This window comes from Gloeobacter violaceus PCC 7421, from assembly GCF_000011385.1.
GTDB classification, from domain to species: Bacteria; Cyanobacteriota; Cyanobacteriia; order Gloeobacterales; family Gloeobacteraceae; genus Gloeobacter; species Gloeobacter violaceus.
In genome coordinates this window covers 4,372,787-4,388,737 of record NC_005125.1, presented here as the reverse complement: position 1 = coordinate 4,388,737, position 15,951 = coordinate 4,372,787, and the positions used below count along the sequence as shown (strand labels likewise).

Sequence of the window (15,951 nt, the reverse complement as noted above, 5' to 3'; positions counted from 1 at the left end):
CTTGCACTTGTCTGGCGGATCAGAAGAGAGAGCCCAATAGAGTCGGTGCGATAGGGTAAATCGGATCTGTCAAATATTTTGTGTAAGTGAATTTGTCATACCTTTAGCCTTCCCTCGAACTCAATCGTCAGCCGGTTTAGTGCAGGACGCCAATCCCGGATCGGCATCGTCCATTTCTTCATCTGGTTCTGGATCGCCAGATACACCATCTTCATTACCGACTCGTCATTCGGCATGATGTGGTGGTTGCGACTCACCTTCCGAATCGTCATGTTCAGTGATTCTATCGCATTCGTCGTGTAAATCACCTTTCGAATGTCCTCACCAAACCGGAATATCGGGATCACCCGCACCCAGGGTCGTTGGGGCAACGACCCCCAGTTCTCTCGCCACATCCGACTGACGCTTGAATACTGCTTGTCCCACTTCTCACTCAAAAGTTCCAGGGGCGTTGGGACAACGCCCCCCAGATGCAACTCCGCCTCTTCTTCCGTCGCGGCACTGTAGATAGACCGTAGGTCTGCACACAATGATTTGCGGTCTTTCCACGACACATATTTGCACGAATTGCGCACCATGTGTACCATGCACAACTGCACCAAGCAACCGTGATAAACCGATTCAATTGCCTCCGGTAAACCGGTCAGTCCATCCACACAGGCAATCAAAATATCCTTCAGGCCCCGGTTGTTCAGTTCCGTCAGGATCCCCAACCAAAACTTTGCCCCTTCATGGGCCGAAAGCCAGAGCCCTAAAAGCTCCTTGCGTCCCTCCAGGTCTACGCCCAGAGCCAGGTAGACGGCTTTATTCACCACCCGACCGTTGTCGCGTACCTTCACCTGCAGGCAGTCAAAATAAGCAATCGGGTAGACGGTTTCGAGTGGACGATTCTGCCATTGCCGCACCTCGTCCATCACCGCATCGGTCACGTTCGAGATCAGCGTTGGGGATACTTCGACCCCGTACATCTCCTGCAGTTGGGCTTGAATATCACGGGTCGTCATTCCGCGCGCATACAGCGCCAGAATCTTCTCATCGAGTCCCGCCAGGCGTGTCTGACCACCCGTTGATCCAACGGGTGTGACCTTTGCGCACAACGACCGGCTCGAACTCGGCGTTGCGGTCGCGGGGGATGTGGAGTTCGACTGGACCGCATTCGGCCTGGAGGGTCTTCTGACTTTTGCCGTTTCTGGAGTTGCCGGTACCTTTGCCGGCGGCTTCGTGCTTCTTGTAACCGAGGTGAGTTTCCATCTCGGCTTCGAGAGCGCGTTCAATGACGGCCTTGGTCAGTTGCTTGAGGAGGCCGCCCTCACCGAGGATAGTTTGCGGGTCGGTGCCGTCGTAATCTTTGAGTAGTTCGTCAAGAATCTCTTTGCGGATGGTCATCAGCTCCTCCTGCCTGAGAGAGTATTGTACTTTCTTTGCTGCGACCACTTACACAATTTAGTTTACAGACCCACTGCAGGCTCTGGGAATCGATCCAGACACCCTCTGAACAAGCCACGGACCGCCCGCTATGCCCACTCTAGAAGCCTTTTTTGCCGTGTCGATCACTTCTGCCGACGCTTCGAGCCGCTCTTTGACCAACAATTGCTCGACGATGGCCTGCGACACCGGCGACGACCATACCGGCTCTGCCCCAGCGAAATCCTGACAATTCTAATGGCCTTCTACCAATCCGCCTACCGCCATTTCAAGGCCTTCTACACCGAGAGGGTCTGCGTTTACTGGCGAGACGCTTTTGCTGGACTGGTCAGCTACGCGCGCTTCGCCCTTATGGATGCCCGCCACCCTCCTGCCGCTCAGTGCCTACCTGCGCCACTGTTTTGGCCGGTGCACCGGCATCAGTTTTATCGATTCGACCCCGTTTGCCGTCTGCCATGGGCGCCGCGTCCACGCCCACAAAGTCTTTGCCGGTCTGGCCGCTTGGGGCAAAAGCACTTTCCCTGCTGCTTCGCTCTGCAGCAATTGGATGCTCAGGGCCGTCACCCTTCCTCCGACTTTGACAGATCAGGGTTAGAGCAGGTTTCAGGTGTCAGGGTAAAAAGTGCTGCCCAGCAAGGTTCTCAGCCGCACGGCTGTTTTGATGCGACTCAAAAGCGCTCTAAACGGGAGGCAGTGCACTCGTGCTGGTCTGGGCTGCCGCCCAACCGAGGTAGCTTTCAGCAACGCGCACCGCTTCGAGGGCGACAATCTCAGGCACATCGTAGGGGTGCAACTCGCCTAGAGCCACTTCCAGCACCGCGTAAAATTTAGCGGGCACTTTGAGCAGGAGCAACTGTTCGGTCTCAGTCGAAAGCTTGTCCTGCCAGATGAACACCGAGACCATCGGCGGCAGCAGTTGGGCGCAGGCAACAAGACGGCGTTCGACCAGGGTACGGGCAATGGCAATCCCGCTTGCGTGGTCCGGAACGGTGGTGAGCACCACCAGCAGCGCGCCTTCCACTAGCCCCCCATAATGCTGAAGCCGCAGTCGACGTAGATGGTCTGGCCGGTGATGGCGGAGGCCAGATCGCTTGCCAGAAACAGCACCGTATTGGCCACTTCTTCCTGGCGGACCGCCCGCTTGATGGCGGACATCTCTTCGGTTTTGTGGATGGCCTCGTGGATGTTGCCGACACCCGAGGCGGCGAGGGTGCGGATAGGGCCGGCGGATACGGCGTTGACCCGCAGGTTTTTGGCCCCCAGTTCGGCGGCCAGGTAGCGGGTGTTCGCCTCCAGGGCGGCCTTGGCCGGCCCCATCACGCCGTAGCCGCTCATCGCCCGCACCGACCCGATGTACGTCAGCGTCAAAATGCTGCCCCCTTCCGGCATCAGCGGCGCGGCTTGACTCGCCAGGGCGATGAGCGAAAAGGCGCTCACCTCCATCGCCAGGCCGTAGCCGTCGCGGGTAACGCCGGTAAACGGTCCCTGCAAGTCTTCTTTGTTGCCAAAAGCCAGGCAGTGCACCAGAATGTCGAGCTGTCCCCACTTCTGGGCAATCGTCTCGAACAGCGCGGCAATCTGCTCGTCGCTGCGCACATCGCAGGGGGCAAAGATCTCGGGGGCGAGCGGAGCGCTCAATTCGCGCACCTTGGCCTCGAAGCGGCCTTTTTCGTCGGGCAGGTAGGTGACCGCGAGCGCTGCCCCGGCGGCGTGAAAAGCCTGGGCGATCGCCCAGGCGATCGAGCGGTTGTTGGCGATACCGGTGATGAGCGCCTTTTTGCCGGCGAGGGTGATCACGTCCGTTCTCCTGTGGTGTCGCGCCGAAGATGGTGTTCCGGGAAGTAGCGCCGGGGGAACTGATCGCCCAGGTCGACTTCGAGAATCGGCCATTTGAGCCCTTCGGTCGGCTCAAGACGGGCGGTGACTACCCCGCGCCGGTCCTTGAGGGCGGTGCCGTGCAGGCGCGGATTGACGTAGGCGACGCGCACCCGTTCTCCCACCTGCAAGGCCACGACACCCCTTCCCCGATAAACCCGATCGGCATCTTAACACCGATGCCCACCGCTCCCGGTGCGGCCTATCTACCATTGACACTGCCGCCGCCCGTTTCTGATAATGGGAAGGCTTAAAAATTTGCGGTCGTGGCGGAACGGTATACGCGCTAGCTTGAGGTGCTAGTGGAAGCAATTCCTTGAGAGTTCAAATCTCTCCGACCGCATAGGTTCACCCATTGGTGCCTCAGACCATGCCGGATCTGCCGCCCCTGACGGAAGCGACCTTCTGGGACATTCTCGAAGAGCGGCTGCCCGACGCGGCGCTCAACGCCCTGCTGTGGCAATGCCTGGGTTACCGGCAAGACGCCTCGGGAGCCTGGGACAATTCCGGGGTGGAGCCATCCTGGCGCAACGACTACCCGGAGCCGCCCGATTTTATCGACAGCCGCCCGGCTACCGTCAAGCTCACCCGCTCGATCCCGGCGGCCGACAAGCAATTGCTTAAAGAACAACTGGGTTTTGGCGGCTATCAAGTCTCAGAACTCAACCCCCGGCGCACCCGCCGGGCCACCGCCGTCAACTGGCTACTTAGCCACTTGCGGCGAGGTAGAAGAGAATCGACGAGGTGATTGTTGGCTTACTTGTCGGATACAGATCAATCCGTTGAAATAAAGCCTACAATTTGCGAAAATCCTCCAATATTATTCATCACAAGAGTCAAATCGGTAGAGCTTAACCTAAAGCACTAAAAATTCTCGGGTAAATAACGTTGAGCAGATACAGACGAGGATAGACAAGGCGGTGCTATGCCACTTCTTCGCGTAAATGCTGGTACACAACTTTGAATTGGTCGCTGTATACATCGGGCATCTCGCGAATGCATCCGTCTGCGTTGCTGAATTCGACCAAATAAACATCCGAAGACAAAATTTCTACAATCGTTCCCCTTTCGCCACGATACAAACCGCACTTGGGTAGATCCTCGATCAGTTCGACAACATCCAGCAGGCGGGCAGGGATATTCACTGTCCTATCCTCCTTCTTTGCACGGTCTAGCAATGAGAGCTTCAACCACTTCCGGCTGTTTTTCGAGCAATAATGACGCGGGTGTTCAACCCACCCAAATCTGAATGAGAAGCGTGCAACCAGATGCGCATTTACTCTATCGAGTCGTCGAGCAACGCGCGCAGGCGGGCAATAACGCCAAAGATTTAGTCCGATGTTTCCAAGTTGTCATGCGGCAACGAAGTAACTACATTTACTCCATTCTCGTATCTATGTGTGAGCACTTCTCCCTCCTGTGTCACACTGATAGGGCCTTTGGATTTGATCGCTGCTAGAATATCTTCACCCTGCTTGCGGATGGTATTAGACAGATGCTCTATAAACTCACGCTTAGCAATCTCTTGCCTTAATATTTTGACATTGCCAGTATATGCATTAATTCCGGCTACACAATAATCGTAAATTATGTTGAATGCCTTGACCAATTCTTCTCCATCATTTAGATTTGTAATTTGAGGACTAAAATCGCGTTCTATTTCGTTGGCTTGGTGTACCATAGAGCGCACAAGTCTTAAATCTAAATCTAGGAAACTGACTTTACTCAAGTTGTGAGCAAATTCGTTGCGTATTTTACGCAAACAGTGCGCTGCCGTTGTTAATCTTGGAGGGACAAAGTTTAAAGATTCTAGTAGATTAACCTTCGCCGAGAAGGCAAAATCGTTTTCTTTGAGCTTTGAGTATTTGGGCAAAAATGCTTCAAGAATCTTATCTATCCTATCCTCAACTACTAGAGCAGTGACGATGGCAAGCAGGCGGTGATCCTGAAGTCCTTGAAGTTTCTTGTATAGCTCGGGAAGGTCTTGACTCAGTATGTATTCCGTATCATTGAAGGGCTTATCAAATAAGCTCTCTTCAGGCAATCCATCAAAATAGTATCTCTCGTTATTATCAACCATATGAAAAACCCGCGCAAATCACAGCTTGCTTAAGCATATCAACTTTCAAGTGTACGCAAATGGAGGCTGTGCTATGTGTTGAACTTAGCCTTGAGAAGTCCCCCTGAATCTCAGGCTTCCGGCAAGCAGTCAAAGCCCTCCCCGTTTCGGACAATGTAGCTTGTGTGCACTGCGGCTGACTGGCCATACGGCGCTGTCACTTTGAGATTTAGCACGTACCGTTGGCCAAGGGGAGACGACAAAGCAGGAATTGCATTTAATATTTGCGCCTCAATAAAGTTTTTGGAACGCAGCCACCTAGCATCTTCGACAGTCAATCCGAGGACCGCTGCAAAAACAAAGGCCTTGTGCATACCATGTGGATGAGTGGGGTCAAAGCTGTAGGTGCGTAGCTTCAATGTATCGATCCAGAGCGGTTTTCAGTTGGACGTAAAACGGCGAAGAAGCCAATGATCTTCTGCAGCAAGCCTTTCTAGTTGGCCCGTCCCACATTCGATCGAAAACCGCTCTAGACACGCTCCGGGTTCGGTAAGCTTACACCCGATGATCCCCCTGCAATTGCTAAGTGCGCACCACGACCACCGTGCAGTCGCTGCCCTTGGCGACGGTTTCGGGGATGTTGCCCCGGATGGCCTGGCGCAGCAGGCTCTCGCGGCTCGCACCAATAATCACCCCGTCGAAGTGGCCTTCGGAGGTGCACTGAACGATGGCCTGAGCAACGGATTTTGAGAACAAAGGCAAGGCGCGCACGGGGTAGCCCAACGAGCGGCCGAGGCTCTCGGCGTCCGCATCGAGTAGACCTGTGTCGTGGGCCGGATTGTCGGGGGCGAAGACCTGGCAGACGGCGATCTCGCTCTTGCCGGGGCCGCGGCGCAATAAGGCGGGCAGAATCTTAATGGCCTCCTGGGCGTTGGGGCCGCCGCCGATGGGCACCAGCCAGCGGCGCGGGATCGCGTCGCCTTTGAGCTTGACCAGGAGCACCTCGCATGGCGCCTGGCGGATGATCGTGTCCACGGTGTTGCTGAAGATGCGCTCCGGGGAGGTGTTCACCCCCCGCCAACCCATCAGCACCAGGCCGATGCGCCGCTCTTTGACCGTTTCGAGCACCGCCTGGGCGATATCGTGGGCGACGCGCACCTGGGTGTGTACCGGCACCCCGACGGCGCGACCGGCGCGCACGGCCTGGCGCACGAGGTTGACTGCCGGGGCCACTGCCACCGGGGTGCTGGAGGGTGCGCTGGTGCGGGGTACGGCGATGACGTGCAGACACTCCAGTTCGAGGTTGCGCGCGCGGGCGATGGCCAGGGCAAATTCCAAAAGCGCCGGGGCGGTGTCCGGATTGGCCAGGGGCAACAGCAGGCGACCGCCTCCCAAGGCCGGAGCGCGGGTCTGGTAGACCACGTAGGACGGGTCGGGGCGCGGACCCACCGCCTGGGTGTCGCCACTGAGCAAATCCGCCTCGGCGCGGATGATGTCGCTGCGGGTGATGATCCCTACCAGCTTGGCCTCCTCGACCACCGGCAGGCGGCTCAATTCGTAGCGATTGAGCAAATAGAGCACCTCTTTGAGGCTGTCGCGGGGAGTGACGGTGACCGGCTGCGGCGTCATCAGTTCGCTGAGCGGGGCGGTGGGCGGCAGATTGCGCGCCGCGATCTTCATCAGATCGGTCTGGGTGACGATCCCCACCAGCTTCTCGTCCTTGACCACCGGAAAGCCCCGGTGGTGCGAGCGCGAAAACGCCTGGGACACTTCGCTGAGGGGAAGCGTGCTCTCCAGCGTCTCCAGGCGCGTCTGCATGACATCGCCCGCCGCCAGTTGAGCGAGCAGCTTCTCGTCGCTCACCGCCTCCTCGCCCAGACGGATGCCGTTCCAGGCCAAAAGTTGGTCGTAGATCGAGCCTTCGTTGAGGCGCTCAGCCACCAGCGAAGCGACCACGCAGACGACCATCAAGGGCAGCACCAGGTTGAAGTCGTTGGTGATCTCGAAAATAATGATCACCGCCGTAATCGGCACGCGGGTCACCGCACAGAAAAATGCCCCCATCCCGACCAGCGAGTAGGTGATGGGCGCGTTGACGGCCAGGGTGCTGTAGGAGAGCGTGCCCACCAGCGAACCCAGGGCAGCCCCCAGCACCAGCGAGGGGGCGAACACGCCGCCCGGTGCCCCGGAGCCATAGGCGATGAGTGTCAGCACAAACTGGGCCACGAAGGCGAGGGCGGCGAACTGCCAGGGTTCCTGCGCGCCGATAATCAGCCCGCGCAACGCTTCGCCGTCGCGAAAGACCGCAGGTAGCAGCGCCAGGCTCCCGCCCATAACCAGTCCGGCAAGGCCCACCCGCAAAGGCATGTTCAGACGCAGCACCCGCCGGTTAAAGGTAAGGCTCGCGATTAGCCCCCGGTTGTAGAGCGCTCCGAGCACCCCCGCCATCACCCCGAGCAACAGATAGAACGGGATCTCCTGAACCGTAAAACCGGTCTGAAAATCGGCCATGCTCGATTTGAGGTCGAAGCTGAAGCCCCCCAGGACCCGCGAGAGCACCGCGCCGATAAACGAGGCGAGGATGGCCACCCCCAGGGTGAGGCCCGAAACGTTCTGCAGCAGTTGCTCGACAACAAAGATCACCCCGGCGATCGGGGCGTCGAAGGCGGCGGCCAATCCCGCTCCCGCCCCGGCGGCCACCAACTGGCGGCGGTAAGCGGGGGAAGTGGGCACCCAGCGGCTGAGCTGGTTGGCCAGCGCCGCGCCGATCTGAATGGTCGGGCCTTCGCGCCCGAGCGGAAACCCTGAACCCAGCGTCACCATCGTGCCCACCAGTTTGACGAGGGCGACGCGCAGATCGAGCGCCATCGGCACGCGGGCAAGCACCGCCTTGACCTGGGGGATGCCGCTGCCGGAAGCTTCCGGAGCGAAGCGCTCCACCAACCAGCCGGCCGTCACTCCCCCCAAAAGCCCGAGCAGCGGCAACACCCACCAGCCGAATGATCCCGCAGCGTCGAGGCGCCAGTGGCTGAGGAGGTCGGCGCCCTGCTTGAGGATGACCGCCGCGAGCCCCGCCACCAGACCGATCAGGCACGCTTCCAGCGTCGCGAGGCGCTGGGGACGGAGCAGTTGCCGAAAATTCTGCAGCCAGGATTGCATAGGACCGGGGAAGCCGTCCGCCTTCTAGCCTAAACCCGCCCATGCTTCTCTCGCAGTGGCCGGGTACAGGGTGCACCGTCTAGCTGAGGTCGATCTGGTTGGCGCGGCGCTGGCGCATCACCTCGTAAAGCATGATCCCACCTGCCACCGAAGCGTTGAGGCTGGTAGTCTTGCCCGCCAGCGGAATCGAGACCATGTGATCGCAGTGGCGCTGGGTGAGTAGCGAAATGCCCTTGCCTTCGGAGCCCACCACGACTACCAATGGCCCATCCAACTTCAGTTCGTAGAGCGCCTGGCTTGCCTTCTCCTGGGTGCCGACGACCTGATAACCCGCCTCCTTGAGGCGTTCGATGGCCTGGTTGAGGTTGGTGACCCGGGCGATGGGCAGGTGCTCCACCGCCCCCGCCGCCACCTTGGCCACCGTCGCCGTCACCCCCACCGCCCGCCGCTGGGGCAAGATGATCCCCTGAAAACCGAACGCCTCGGCGGAGCGGATGAGCGCCCCCAGATTGTGGGGATCTTCGATGCCGTCGGCGGCGAGCAACACCGGGTCGGGCCGCTCCACGAGCGAAGCGATCAATTCCTCGAATTCGACGTAGGGATGGGCGGCGGCCTGGGCGGCGACGCCCTGGTGGTTGCCCCCGGCGGTGAGCTGATCGAGCCGGCGCGGCTCGACGATGTCGATCACCGCCCCGCCGGCCTTGGCCGCGTCGAGCAGCCGCAAAAAGCGTGGGTCGTAGCGCAACTTCTCGGTGAGCCAGACGCGGTTGAGGGGACGGCTGTTCTGCAGAGCAGCGAGCACCGACTGTTTGCCGTAGAGCAGTTCCGCCTCGTCGCTCTCGACTACGGTCGGGGCGGCTTCAGGGGCCATGCGGGTCTTGATGGTCTTGGGGGCGCGGCTCCCGGCCCCGGTCGGCGTGATGTCTTTGACTTTGGCCGTTCGGGTCGCATCGCGCGGCCGTTCGGGTCGGGACACCTCGCCTGTGGCTTTACGCACCAGTTTGGCCGGGCGCTTGGTTTTGGGTTTGGCGGCGGAGTAGGGCTTCGCCTTGGTGCTCGGGCGCTTAGGCCTCTGGGGACGGGGTGTCGGGGCCATGGTGGTGTTGAAACTCATCGCACAGGTGAAGGATGACCCCGAGGCGGTCGCGGTCAGCCAGAAACAAATATCCTAACAAAGCCTCGAAGGCCGTGGCCAAACGGTAGGTGGCCGGGTCGAGGCGCCGCGGGACCGTCCCCCCGGCGTTGCGACCGCGCCTTAGCCAGTCGGCCTCCTCCACCGTCAGGTGCGGGGACAGGCAGGTCGCAAGCTTTGCCTGGGCAGAGGCCCGCACACAGGCGACGGTGTCGCCGTGCAGCCACTGGAGGCGGCGGGGGGGGAGCAGCACCCGCGTGCGCACGTGCAGTTCCCAGACCGCGTCGCCCAGGTAGGCCAGCGCCTCCAGCGACAGCGAGCGGATCTGGACGGGATCCAAGGGCTACTTTCCGGGAATGTGCCCGAGCGCTTCTTCGAGGGAATTGCGCAGCGACAAAAACTGCTCCAGGCGCACCAGTCTCACCGTCTGGGTGACCCGCGGGTTGGCGACGATCTGGAAAGTACCGGGAACTCCCTGCACTTTTTTGGCCAGCTGCACCAGTGCCCCGAGGCCGGAGCTGTCGACAAAATCGATCTGTGACAAGTCCAGGACGATGTTGGGCGAGCCTTCCTCGATGTACTTGTTCATCACTTTGCGGAAGACGGGTTCCGAGAAGGCGTCCAGCTGACCAATCAGGCGAAAAAGCTGGTAGTTTTCGCCTTCATCGCGGGTGCCCCTCAGGCTCACCGTCAGGTTGATCGGCTCAGGAATGGCCTTCCCTCCAACAGAGCGCTTTCAGGCTAACACTATAGGATGAGACTCCCGCAGCTGTCTAGCGTGCCGGGCGCTACTGCAAGTCGGTGTCGATGCGCTGCAACCGCAGCAGCACCCGCCCGAGGGCGAAGGACAGCAGACCCGCCAGGCCAAAGGCGGCGATCGCCTCGAGAATATGGTCGGCGGTGTAGAGCACGACCGAACAGATGAGAAAAGCCGCCAACAGCACGCTGTAGATGCCGCCGATGGCCGCCGAGTTGAGCCGCTTGAGCAATCGCTCCGTCTCGATCGACTTGGTGCGCACCCGCAGTTCGCCGCGGTCGGCCCGCTCAAGCGTTTGCTCGATGCGCCGGGGCAGGTTGACGGTCATCGAGCTGACCTGGCCCACCTGCTGGCCGAGCTGGTTGAATAATTCGCGCATACCGAATTCTGAATTGACAGCCATGAGCTGATCGGCAAAAGGCTGGGCCACGTCCATAAAGTTGAAATCGGGATCGAGGCCCTTGCCCAATCCTTCGAGGGTCGAGACGGCCCGCAACACAAACGTGAAAGTCGCCGGAAAGCGAAAGGGCTGCTCGTAAGCCATTTCGTAGATGTCGTCGGTCAACTCCGCAAAGTTGAACGACTGCAGGTTGTAGGGCTGGTTGACGAAGTTGGTGAGCAAAAATTCGATCGAGCGGCGGATGGGCACCCGGTCGGCACTTTTCTTGATGGCCCCCAGTTCGATGAGCGAATCGATCACCTTGTCGGCATCGGATTGGGCCACCCCAAGAAAGGTGTCCATGAGCTTCTCTTTGGTGCCCGGCTGGATGTGGCCCATCATGCCGAAGTCGTAAAAAATCAGCGCCCCGTCGTGGCGCACGGCGATGTTGCCCGGGTGGGGATCGGCGTGAAAGAAGCCGTCGTTGAGCAGCTGCTGCAGGTAGGAGCGCGCCCCGATGCGCGCCAGCGACCGCCGGTCGAGCCCCGCCGCCTCCAGCGCCTCGTAGTTGCTGATTTTGATGCCCGGCAAATATTCGAGGGTGAGCACCCTGGGGGAGGAGTAGCGCCAGTAGACCCGCGGCACACAAATTTCGGGGCTGTCTTTGAAGTTGCGGCGGAAGGTGTCGGCGTTGCGCCCCTCGTTGAGATAGTCGATCTCCTGCATGAGGATGCGGGCGCACTCGTCGTAGATGGGCACCCACTCGCGCCCGCCCCGGCCGTAGCGCGGGTGATTCTGCAGGTACTGGGCGATGCCGCGCAGGATACCGAGATCGACATTGAACAGCTTTTCTAGGCCCGGCCGCTGCACTTTGACGACGACATCTTCGCCCGAGTGCAGCTGGGCTCTGTGCACCTGACCCAGGGAAGCGGCGGCAATCGGAGTCGGATCAAAAAATTGAAAGACCTGGGGGATCGGTTTGCCGAACTGGTCCTCGACGATCTCGACGACCTGTTCGTAGGGAAAGGCCGGTACCTCGTCCTGGAGTCTGGAGAGTTCTTCGATATATTCTTTCGGGAACAAGTCCGCCCGCGTCGAAAACAGTTGCCCGACCTTGATAAAAGTCGGCCCCAGTTCGAGCATTGTCTCGCGCGTCCAGATGGCCCGCATGCGCTGGCGGCGCGAGCGGTTTTCTTCGCTGTCGCCGCTGCGGTAGGTCCACTTTTTGCTGTCCCACCAGCGGTAGAACAGAATCAACAAAAAGAAGCCCCAAATATCGATCACGCGGCGGGTGCGCGAGTAGTTGACTCGATTCCAGCGATAGTTCTTAGCAGAAGAAGGCGGCGCCGACACGATCACGAATGGGTAGCGGAGGGGGACAGGGACTTCACGTGGCTTCCTGGTTGCGGAAGCGCTGCAATTCCGAGCGCAGGCGGGCAACCTCCGCCCGCAACTCGTCGATATTGCGCTGGACATCTTTGGAAGCCGCCGGGGTGCGCGCCGTGTAGCCCTCGGCGCTCAAGTCCGCCAGCGTCTCGGCCTGTTCGGCCTCGGCGCGGGTGATTACCGCCTCGGTAAATTGCCGCAGCCCGTCGCGCCAATCCGCCTCGGCTTTGCCCACTTCACTCAGCACATCGGTGACGGCATCTTCAAGCTTTTCAAGCAAAATCTCGGCCGTTGCCCTACCGATAAAAAAAGTCCGGATCCACGGATCGCTCACTTTGCCACTCCATCGATGCGCCCGGCCTGCGAGTTGCAGTCACCGCCGATCCAGCCCAGAAGCCGGCGGCCGGATTTACCCCTCGATTTTACCCTACAAGCTTTGTCCTGGCGGTGAGTGCATAGACTGAGCCCTGGCCGGCGGTCGGGGCTTTGTACAATCCACCGGGCTGCACTGCCCGTAATCCCTGCAGAACCCGCACGCAATGCCCACCTATAGTTGAGCCATGGCCGAGATTCGCGACCGCTTCGCAGGCACTGTGTCCGGCAAAATTTATCTTTGGTTGGCCGTCTTCATCTTTGGTCTGGCCAATCCGGTGGTCCGCAAATTGACCGAACTGGGCACCCAGTATCCGGTGGAGGGCCGCAATCCGATTTCGCTGTGCAACGTTCTGTTTGTCGGCAATCTATGTGCGCTGCCGGTGCTGTTTGCTGTCTACCGCAGCGACTGGACGCCGGGCAATCTGGGACGCTTGAGCCGCCGGGAATTGTCACTGCTGCTCATCGTTGCTCTGCTTGCCGGTGCCCTCGCACCCGCCTTGATCTTCCAGGCGCTTTCGCTGGCGATGGTCAGCAGTGTGCTGTTCGTCAGCCGTATCGAGACACCGCTGCTATTGGCGCTGTCGGTGTGGCTGTACGGCGAGCGCCTTAACCGCTACCAGAGCATCGGGGCGCTGATGTGCTTTGTAGGCGCGTTGGTACCGCTGCTGCTGCCCTCCGGCGGTGTCCCGACTTTCTCGATGGCCGAAGATCTGTGGAGCTTCGGGATGGGAGAAGGGTTCGCAGCCCTGGCCGCCGTCGCCTCCGCCGTCGCCACCATCCTCAGCAAAAACAGCCTCGCCGCGGTACCCCCCGGCATTTATCTGGTCGTGCGCTCAGCTTTGGGAGCGGTGATTTTCTTTTTCGTCGCCCTGGTTCTGTATGGACCGGAACACTTTCAGGACGCTTTCTCGCCGGTCCTGTGGCAGTGGATGCTCCTGTACGGAGCCGTCATCGTCGCCCTCGGGCAGTTGCTCTGGTTTTCCGGCCTCAAGCGCGCCGCCATCCTCGATGCTTCTTTGATCAGTTCATTCATTCCGGCCATTGGTACTGTGGGAGCCTACTTTCTGCTGGGCGAAGTGCCGGACGGCATCCAGTACTTCAGCGGTACCCTGGTGATCGCCGGTTTGCTGCTCAGCCAGTGGGGTTCGCGGCAACCCCAGGCGGCTTCGAGCCCCGAGATGCTGGAACCCATCGGCGGCTTTAAAGGCATGTGAGCGCTCCGACAGCAACCGGCGGGGGTGATAGAATCGCTTCGCTTGCGGCGGCCGGGGGATCAGCCCGGCCTGAATGGGGAAAGCGTGGTGAGAATCCACCGCTGTGCCGCAACTGTGATGGCGATTGTGCCTGAGCCAGGATGCCCGCCGAGAGTGCTTCACGTCCCATTTCCGCGTCCCACGGATACAAGGAGCAGCAATGATAAATCTGTTGATTCACGGCCTGGTGCTCGCCGACCACGGCAACGTGTTCAACCACATCGCCGAGGGAAGATTCGACGAAATCTTGACCACGCCCCTCGACTGGTTCATCCTCGCGATGATGGTCATCTTCGCGGCGCTCGGCGCGATGATGGTCGTGCGCTGGGCTCGCCGTCGGCCGTCCAACCGATAAACGGCTCTACGGGGAGCGGTCGGCAAACAGGATAACGGCCGCTCCTGCCAAGCATAAAAGTGCCCCGGCCAGATCCCAGCGATCCGGCCGGGTACCTTCTACCAGCCACAACCACACCAGCGACGCCGCGATATAGACACCGCCATAGGCCGCGTAGGCCCGACCGGCGTAGGTCGCCTCCGAGCGCGTCAAAAGCCAGGCGAATACCACCAGCGACACCAGGCCGGGGGCCAGCCAGAGCGGATTTTTACCCAGGCGCAATACCGACCAGAACGCAAAACAGCCGCCAATTTCGGCCGCCGCCGCAAGCCCAAACAGCAGCAGAGCCATCGGCCGCGCTCAGCCCCCGCCCGCCAGCAGCACATCCAACAGGTGCGGCAGCGTATCGGTCAACAAAAACGTCACAAGCGCCGCCCCGATCCACACAGAGGCACCCGGCCGCACTCGCGGGCACTCCACCGCCGAGCGCCGGTGCATGGCGATGAGCCGCTCGACGCGCCGCTCGATGCCCGTGGAACCCTCCAGGGTGCTGGCCGGCAGCGGCACTGAGCCGGTCTGCGCCTCGGCCACCTTCACCAGCGCGCTCGCCAGCTGCAGCGGCGCGCCCGTCAGGGCAGCCGCCCATTCGTCCGCCACCGCCTCGCGCTCCTCGAGCAACCGCTCCCAGCAATACCGGCTCGTGGGCAGCCAATAAGCTCCCCACAGCAATCCCCGGCCGATCGCGGCCACAAGGTTGTCCCGGCGCCGGGCGTGGGCCAACTCGTGCGCCAGTACCGTGCGCAGCTCCCCTTCGGTAAGTGTGTTGAAGTACCAACTCGACAAAAACAGCACCGGCCGGTACCAACCGACTAGAACTGCGACCGGTCGGCGGGTGAGTAGCCGCCGCACGCGCAATCCCCGGCCGGCCGCCTGCCGGGCCAGCGCGTCGGCCCAAAGCTGCGTCCGCCGGGCCTGGGCATCGTCGCAGGCACAGCTTTCCAGCCGCTGGCCCAGCCGCTGGTGCCGCAGGGCATACTCGGCGCAGCCCGCCGCCGTAAGACCCACAGTCCAGATGAGCCACCAGGCGGGCGGCGACTGGAGCACCTGCCAACCGACCAGTGGCAGGCCGTGCTCTCCGCCTAAGTAGAGATCCTCCAGCAGGTGCCAACTGAGCAGGCAACCGATCAAGACCGGCAAAAACAGACCCAGCAGATACGCCTGTTGCCTGCCGGGGGAGGGGCACTCCGTGCGCAGCCGCCAACAGAGCGACAGGTACGCTCCCAGGGCGCTCGCCACCGCCCCTGCCAGCGGCAGAAACCAGGCGTGGGTCATGAGTTCTCCTCGGCACTCAGCGCATCGAGTTGCTGCCGCAAGCGCGGCAAAGACGCTTCATCGGTGTCCAACCGCCGCTGCATCAGGGCCGCGGCCGTGTCCGGGAAAGCCGCAAGGATGTTGTCGATGACGTGCCCGAGGGTCTGGTGCAGAAAGTCCTCGCGGCTCGTCGTGGGCAGGTAGATGCGCGCCTTGCCTTCTTTGGCCACCACCTGCAATAAATGCTTTTCCACCAACGCCGTCATCGTGCAGACGATCGTGCTGTAACTCAAATCTTTGCCTGAGGGCAATTGCGGGTGGATATCCTTCGCGAGCACCGGCTGCCCCTGTGCCCAGACCGCTTCCATAATTTCTGCCTCCAGATCGCCCAGGACTTTTTTGAGGCCCTGCTGGTTGGGGCGGAAAATGGCGTGAACGTTCGTCAGATCCACGGGCCGACACAAGTGAAGACTACCCGCCAGCTTACCCCAACCGGTGGGCTGCGC

20 protein-coding genes, 1 tRNA gene, 1 pseudogene and 1 riboswitch are annotated in these 15,951 nt (G+C 60.6%); of the genes and pseudogenes, 6 read left to right on the top strand and 16 right to left on the bottom strand.

Annotation, left to right across the window (positions count from 1 at the left end; translation table 11 throughout):
- Positions 1-95: 95 nt before the first annotated feature.
- Positions 96-1,386, bottom strand: a pseudogene (locus GLL_RS21575) (IS256 family transposase).
- Positions 1,387-1,516: 130 nt separating this feature from the next.
- Here GLL_RS21575 and GLL_RS23355 point away from each other — a divergent pair.
- The gene (locus GLL_RS23355) at positions 1,517-1,654 is read left to right on the top strand and encodes a hypothetical protein (protein WP_231848271.1); all 138 of its coding nucleotides are present in this window, start codon (positions 1,517-1,519) and stop codon (positions 1,652-1,654) included.
- Between the two features lie 126 nt (positions 1,655-1,780).
- Positions 1,781-2,020 (top strand): transposase, encoded by a 240-nt coding sequence (locus GLL_RS23350; RefSeq protein ID WP_011144176.1) that lies wholly within the window; start codon positions 1,781-1,783, stop codon positions 2,018-2,020.
- Between the two features lie 84 nt (positions 2,021-2,104).
- On the opposite strand, the gene cutA is transcribed toward GLL_RS23350, so the two are convergent.
- From cutA to GLL_RS21555, 3 genes are read right to left on the bottom strand one after another with little or no spacing between them, the layout of a single operon-like run.
- Positions 2,105-2,446, bottom strand: coding sequence for a divalent-cation tolerance protein CutA (gene cutA / locus GLL_RS21565; protein ID WP_011144175.1), 342 nt, complete (start codon positions 2,444-2,446; stop codon positions 2,105-2,107).
- Positions 2,446-3,222 carry an enoyl-ACP reductase FabI gene (fabI, locus tag GLL_RS21560; RefSeq protein WP_011144174.1) on the bottom strand — a complete coding sequence of 259 codons (777 nt, stop codon included), beginning with the start codon at positions 3,220-3,222 and terminating at the stop codon, positions 2,446-2,448. The genes cutA and fabI overlap by 1 nt, the downstream gene beginning before the upstream one ends.
- Positions 3,219-3,437, bottom strand: coding sequence for a hypothetical protein (locus GLL_RS21555; RefSeq protein ID WP_164929468.1), 219 nt, complete (start codon positions 3,435-3,437; stop codon positions 3,219-3,221). Before GLL_RS21555 ends, fabI begins: the two co-directional genes overlap by 4 nt.
- Positions 3,438-3,560: 123 nt before the next feature.
- Between GLL_RS21555 and GLL_RS21550 the strand changes: the two genes are divergently transcribed.
- Positions 3,561-3,643, top strand: a tRNA-Leu gene (locus GLL_RS21550).
- A gap of 27 nt (positions 3,644-3,670) precedes the next feature.
- A complete protein-coding gene (locus GLL_RS21545; RefSeq protein WP_164929774.1) occupies positions 3,671-4,048 on the top strand; it encodes a DUF1823 family protein in 378 nt (125 codons plus the stop codon).
- 175 nt (positions 4,049-4,223) lie between these two features.
- On the opposite strand, the gene GLL_RS21540 is transcribed toward GLL_RS21545, so the two are convergent.
- From GLL_RS21540 to GLL_RS21505, 9 genes are all read right to left on the bottom strand, one after another.
- On the bottom strand, positions 4,224-4,445 hold the full coding sequence (locus tag GLL_RS21540; protein WP_011144171.1) for a DUF4926 domain-containing protein: 222 nt from the start codon (positions 4,443-4,445) through the stop codon (positions 4,224-4,226).
- A 185-nt stretch (positions 4,446-4,630) separates the two neighbouring features.
- Positions 4,631-5,380: a DUF4145 domain-containing protein gene (locus tag GLL_RS21535; RefSeq protein ID WP_011144170.1), complete on the bottom strand. Its 750-nt coding sequence runs from the start codon at positions 5,378-5,380 to the stop codon at positions 4,631-4,633.
- 110 nt (positions 5,381-5,490) lie between these two features.
- Positions 5,491-5,778, bottom strand: coding sequence for a DUF6883 domain-containing protein (locus tag GLL_RS23855; RefSeq protein ID WP_011144169.1), 288 nt, complete (start codon positions 5,776-5,778; stop codon positions 5,491-5,493).
- 163 nt (positions 5,779-5,941) lie between these two features.
- The gene (locus tag GLL_RS21530) at positions 5,942-8,518 is read right to left on the bottom strand and encodes a chloride channel protein (RefSeq protein WP_011144168.1); all 2,577 of its coding nucleotides are present in this window, start codon (positions 8,516-8,518) and stop codon (positions 5,942-5,944) included.
- A 79-nt stretch (positions 8,519-8,597) separates the two neighbouring features.
- Positions 8,598-9,614 (bottom strand): 23S rRNA (guanosine(2251)-2'-O)-methyltransferase RlmB, encoded by a 1,017-nt coding sequence (gene rlmB / locus GLL_RS21525; protein WP_011144167.1) that lies wholly within the window; start codon positions 9,612-9,614, stop codon positions 8,598-8,600.
- Positions 9,583-9,990: a Mini-ribonuclease 3 gene (locus GLL_RS21520; protein ID WP_164929467.1), complete on the bottom strand. Its 408-nt coding sequence runs from the start codon at positions 9,988-9,990 to the stop codon at positions 9,583-9,585. Before GLL_RS21520 ends, rlmB begins: the two co-directional genes overlap by 32 nt.
- Before the next feature lie 3 nt (positions 9,991-9,993).
- Complete coding sequence (locus tag GLL_RS21515) at positions 9,994-10,338, bottom strand: STAS domain-containing protein (RefSeq protein ID WP_197530063.1); 345 nt, start codon at positions 10,336-10,338, stop codon at positions 9,994-9,996.
- A gap of 100 nt (positions 10,339-10,438) precedes the next feature.
- Positions 10,439-12,262, bottom strand: coding sequence for an ABC1 kinase family protein (locus tag GLL_RS21510; RefSeq protein ID WP_164929466.1), 1,824 nt, complete (start codon positions 12,260-12,262; stop codon positions 10,439-10,441).
- Positions 12,174-12,506 carry a DUF6825 family protein gene (locus GLL_RS21505; protein ID WP_011144163.1) on the bottom strand — a complete coding sequence of 111 codons (333 nt, stop codon included), beginning with the start codon at positions 12,504-12,506 and terminating at the stop codon, positions 12,174-12,176. Before GLL_RS21505 ends, GLL_RS21510 begins: the two co-directional genes overlap by 89 nt.
- Before the next feature lie 226 nt (positions 12,507-12,732).
- Between GLL_RS21505 and GLL_RS21500 the strand changes: the two genes are divergently transcribed.
- Together GLL_RS21500 and GLL_RS21495 are read left to right on the top strand one after the other, a co-directional pair.
- On the top strand, positions 12,733-13,761 hold the full coding sequence (locus GLL_RS21500; RefSeq protein WP_011144162.1) for a DMT family transporter: 1,029 nt from the start codon (positions 12,733-12,735) through the stop codon (positions 13,759-13,761).
- Positions 13,762-13,789: 28 nt separating this feature from the next.
- Positions 13,790-13,928: riboswitch (cobalamin riboswitch) on the top strand.
- Positions 13,929-13,960: 32 nt separating this feature from the next.
- Entirely contained in the window at positions 13,961-14,155 is a 195-nt protein-coding gene (locus GLL_RS21495) for a hypothetical protein (RefSeq protein WP_011144161.1), read from the top strand.
- Between the two features lie 6 nt (positions 14,156-14,161).
- Here the strand turns inward: GLL_RS21495 and GLL_RS21490 are convergent, their stop codons facing one another.
- The 3 genes from GLL_RS21490 to GLL_RS21480 are packed head-to-tail and all read right to left on the bottom strand — an operon-like array spanning position 14,162 to position 15,897.
- Positions 14,162-14,485 (bottom strand): YnfA family protein, encoded by a 324-nt coding sequence (locus GLL_RS21490; RefSeq protein WP_011144160.1) that lies wholly within the window; start codon positions 14,483-14,485, stop codon positions 14,162-14,164.
- A gap of 9 nt (positions 14,486-14,494) precedes the next feature.
- Positions 14,495-15,466 carry a M56 family metallopeptidase gene (locus GLL_RS21485; RefSeq protein ID WP_011144159.1) on the bottom strand — a complete coding sequence of 324 codons (972 nt, stop codon included), beginning with the start codon at positions 15,464-15,466 and terminating at the stop codon, positions 14,495-14,497.
- Positions 15,463-15,897 (bottom strand): BlaI/MecI/CopY family transcriptional regulator, encoded by a 435-nt coding sequence (locus tag GLL_RS21480; RefSeq protein WP_164929465.1) that lies wholly within the window; start codon positions 15,895-15,897, stop codon positions 15,463-15,465. Before GLL_RS21480 ends, GLL_RS21485 begins: the two co-directional genes overlap by 4 nt.
- Between the last annotated feature and the right edge of the window lie 54 nt (positions 15,898-15,951).

Coding starts and splice junctions, on each gene's coding strand:
- GLL_RS23355 (WP_231848271.1), top strand. CDS start 1,517: ATGCCCACTCTAGAAGCCTTTTTTGCCGTGTCGATCACTTCTGCCGAC.
- GLL_RS23350 (WP_011144176.1), top strand. CDS start 1,781: ATGCCCGCCACCCTCCTGCCGCTCAGTGCCTACCTGCGCCACTGTTTT.
- GLL_RS21545 (WP_164929774.1), top strand. CDS start 3,671: ATGCCGGATCTGCCGCCCCTGACGGAAGCGACCTTCTGGGACATTCTC.
- GLL_RS21535 (WP_011144170.1), bottom strand. CDS start 5,380: ATGGTTGATAATAACGAGAGATACTATTTTGATGGATTGCCTGAAGAG.
- GLL_RS21530 (WP_011144168.1), bottom strand. CDS start 8,518: ATGCAATCCTGGCTGCAGAATTTTCGGCAACTGCTCCGTCCCCAGCGC.
- rlmB (WP_011144167.1), bottom strand. CDS start 9,614: ATGGCCCCGACACCCCGTCCCCAGAGGCCTAAGCGCCCGAGCACCAAG.
- GLL_RS21510 (WP_164929466.1), bottom strand. CDS start 12,262: ATGTCCAGCGCAATATCGACGAGTTGCGGGCGGAGGTTGCCCGCCTGC.
- GLL_RS21500 (WP_011144162.1), top strand. CDS start 12,733: ATGGCCGAGATTCGCGACCGCTTCGCAGGCACTGTGTCCGGCAAAATT.
- GLL_RS21495 (WP_011144161.1), top strand. CDS start 13,961: ATGATAAATCTGTTGATTCACGGCCTGGTGCTCGCCGACCACGGCAAC.
- GLL_RS21490 (WP_011144160.1), bottom strand. CDS start 14,485: ATGGCTCTGCTGCTGTTTGGGCTTGCGGCGGCGGCCGAAATTGGCGGC.
- GLL_RS21485 (WP_011144159.1), bottom strand. CDS start 15,466: ATGACCCACGCCTGGTTTCTGCCGCTGGCAGGGGCGGTGGCGAGCGCC.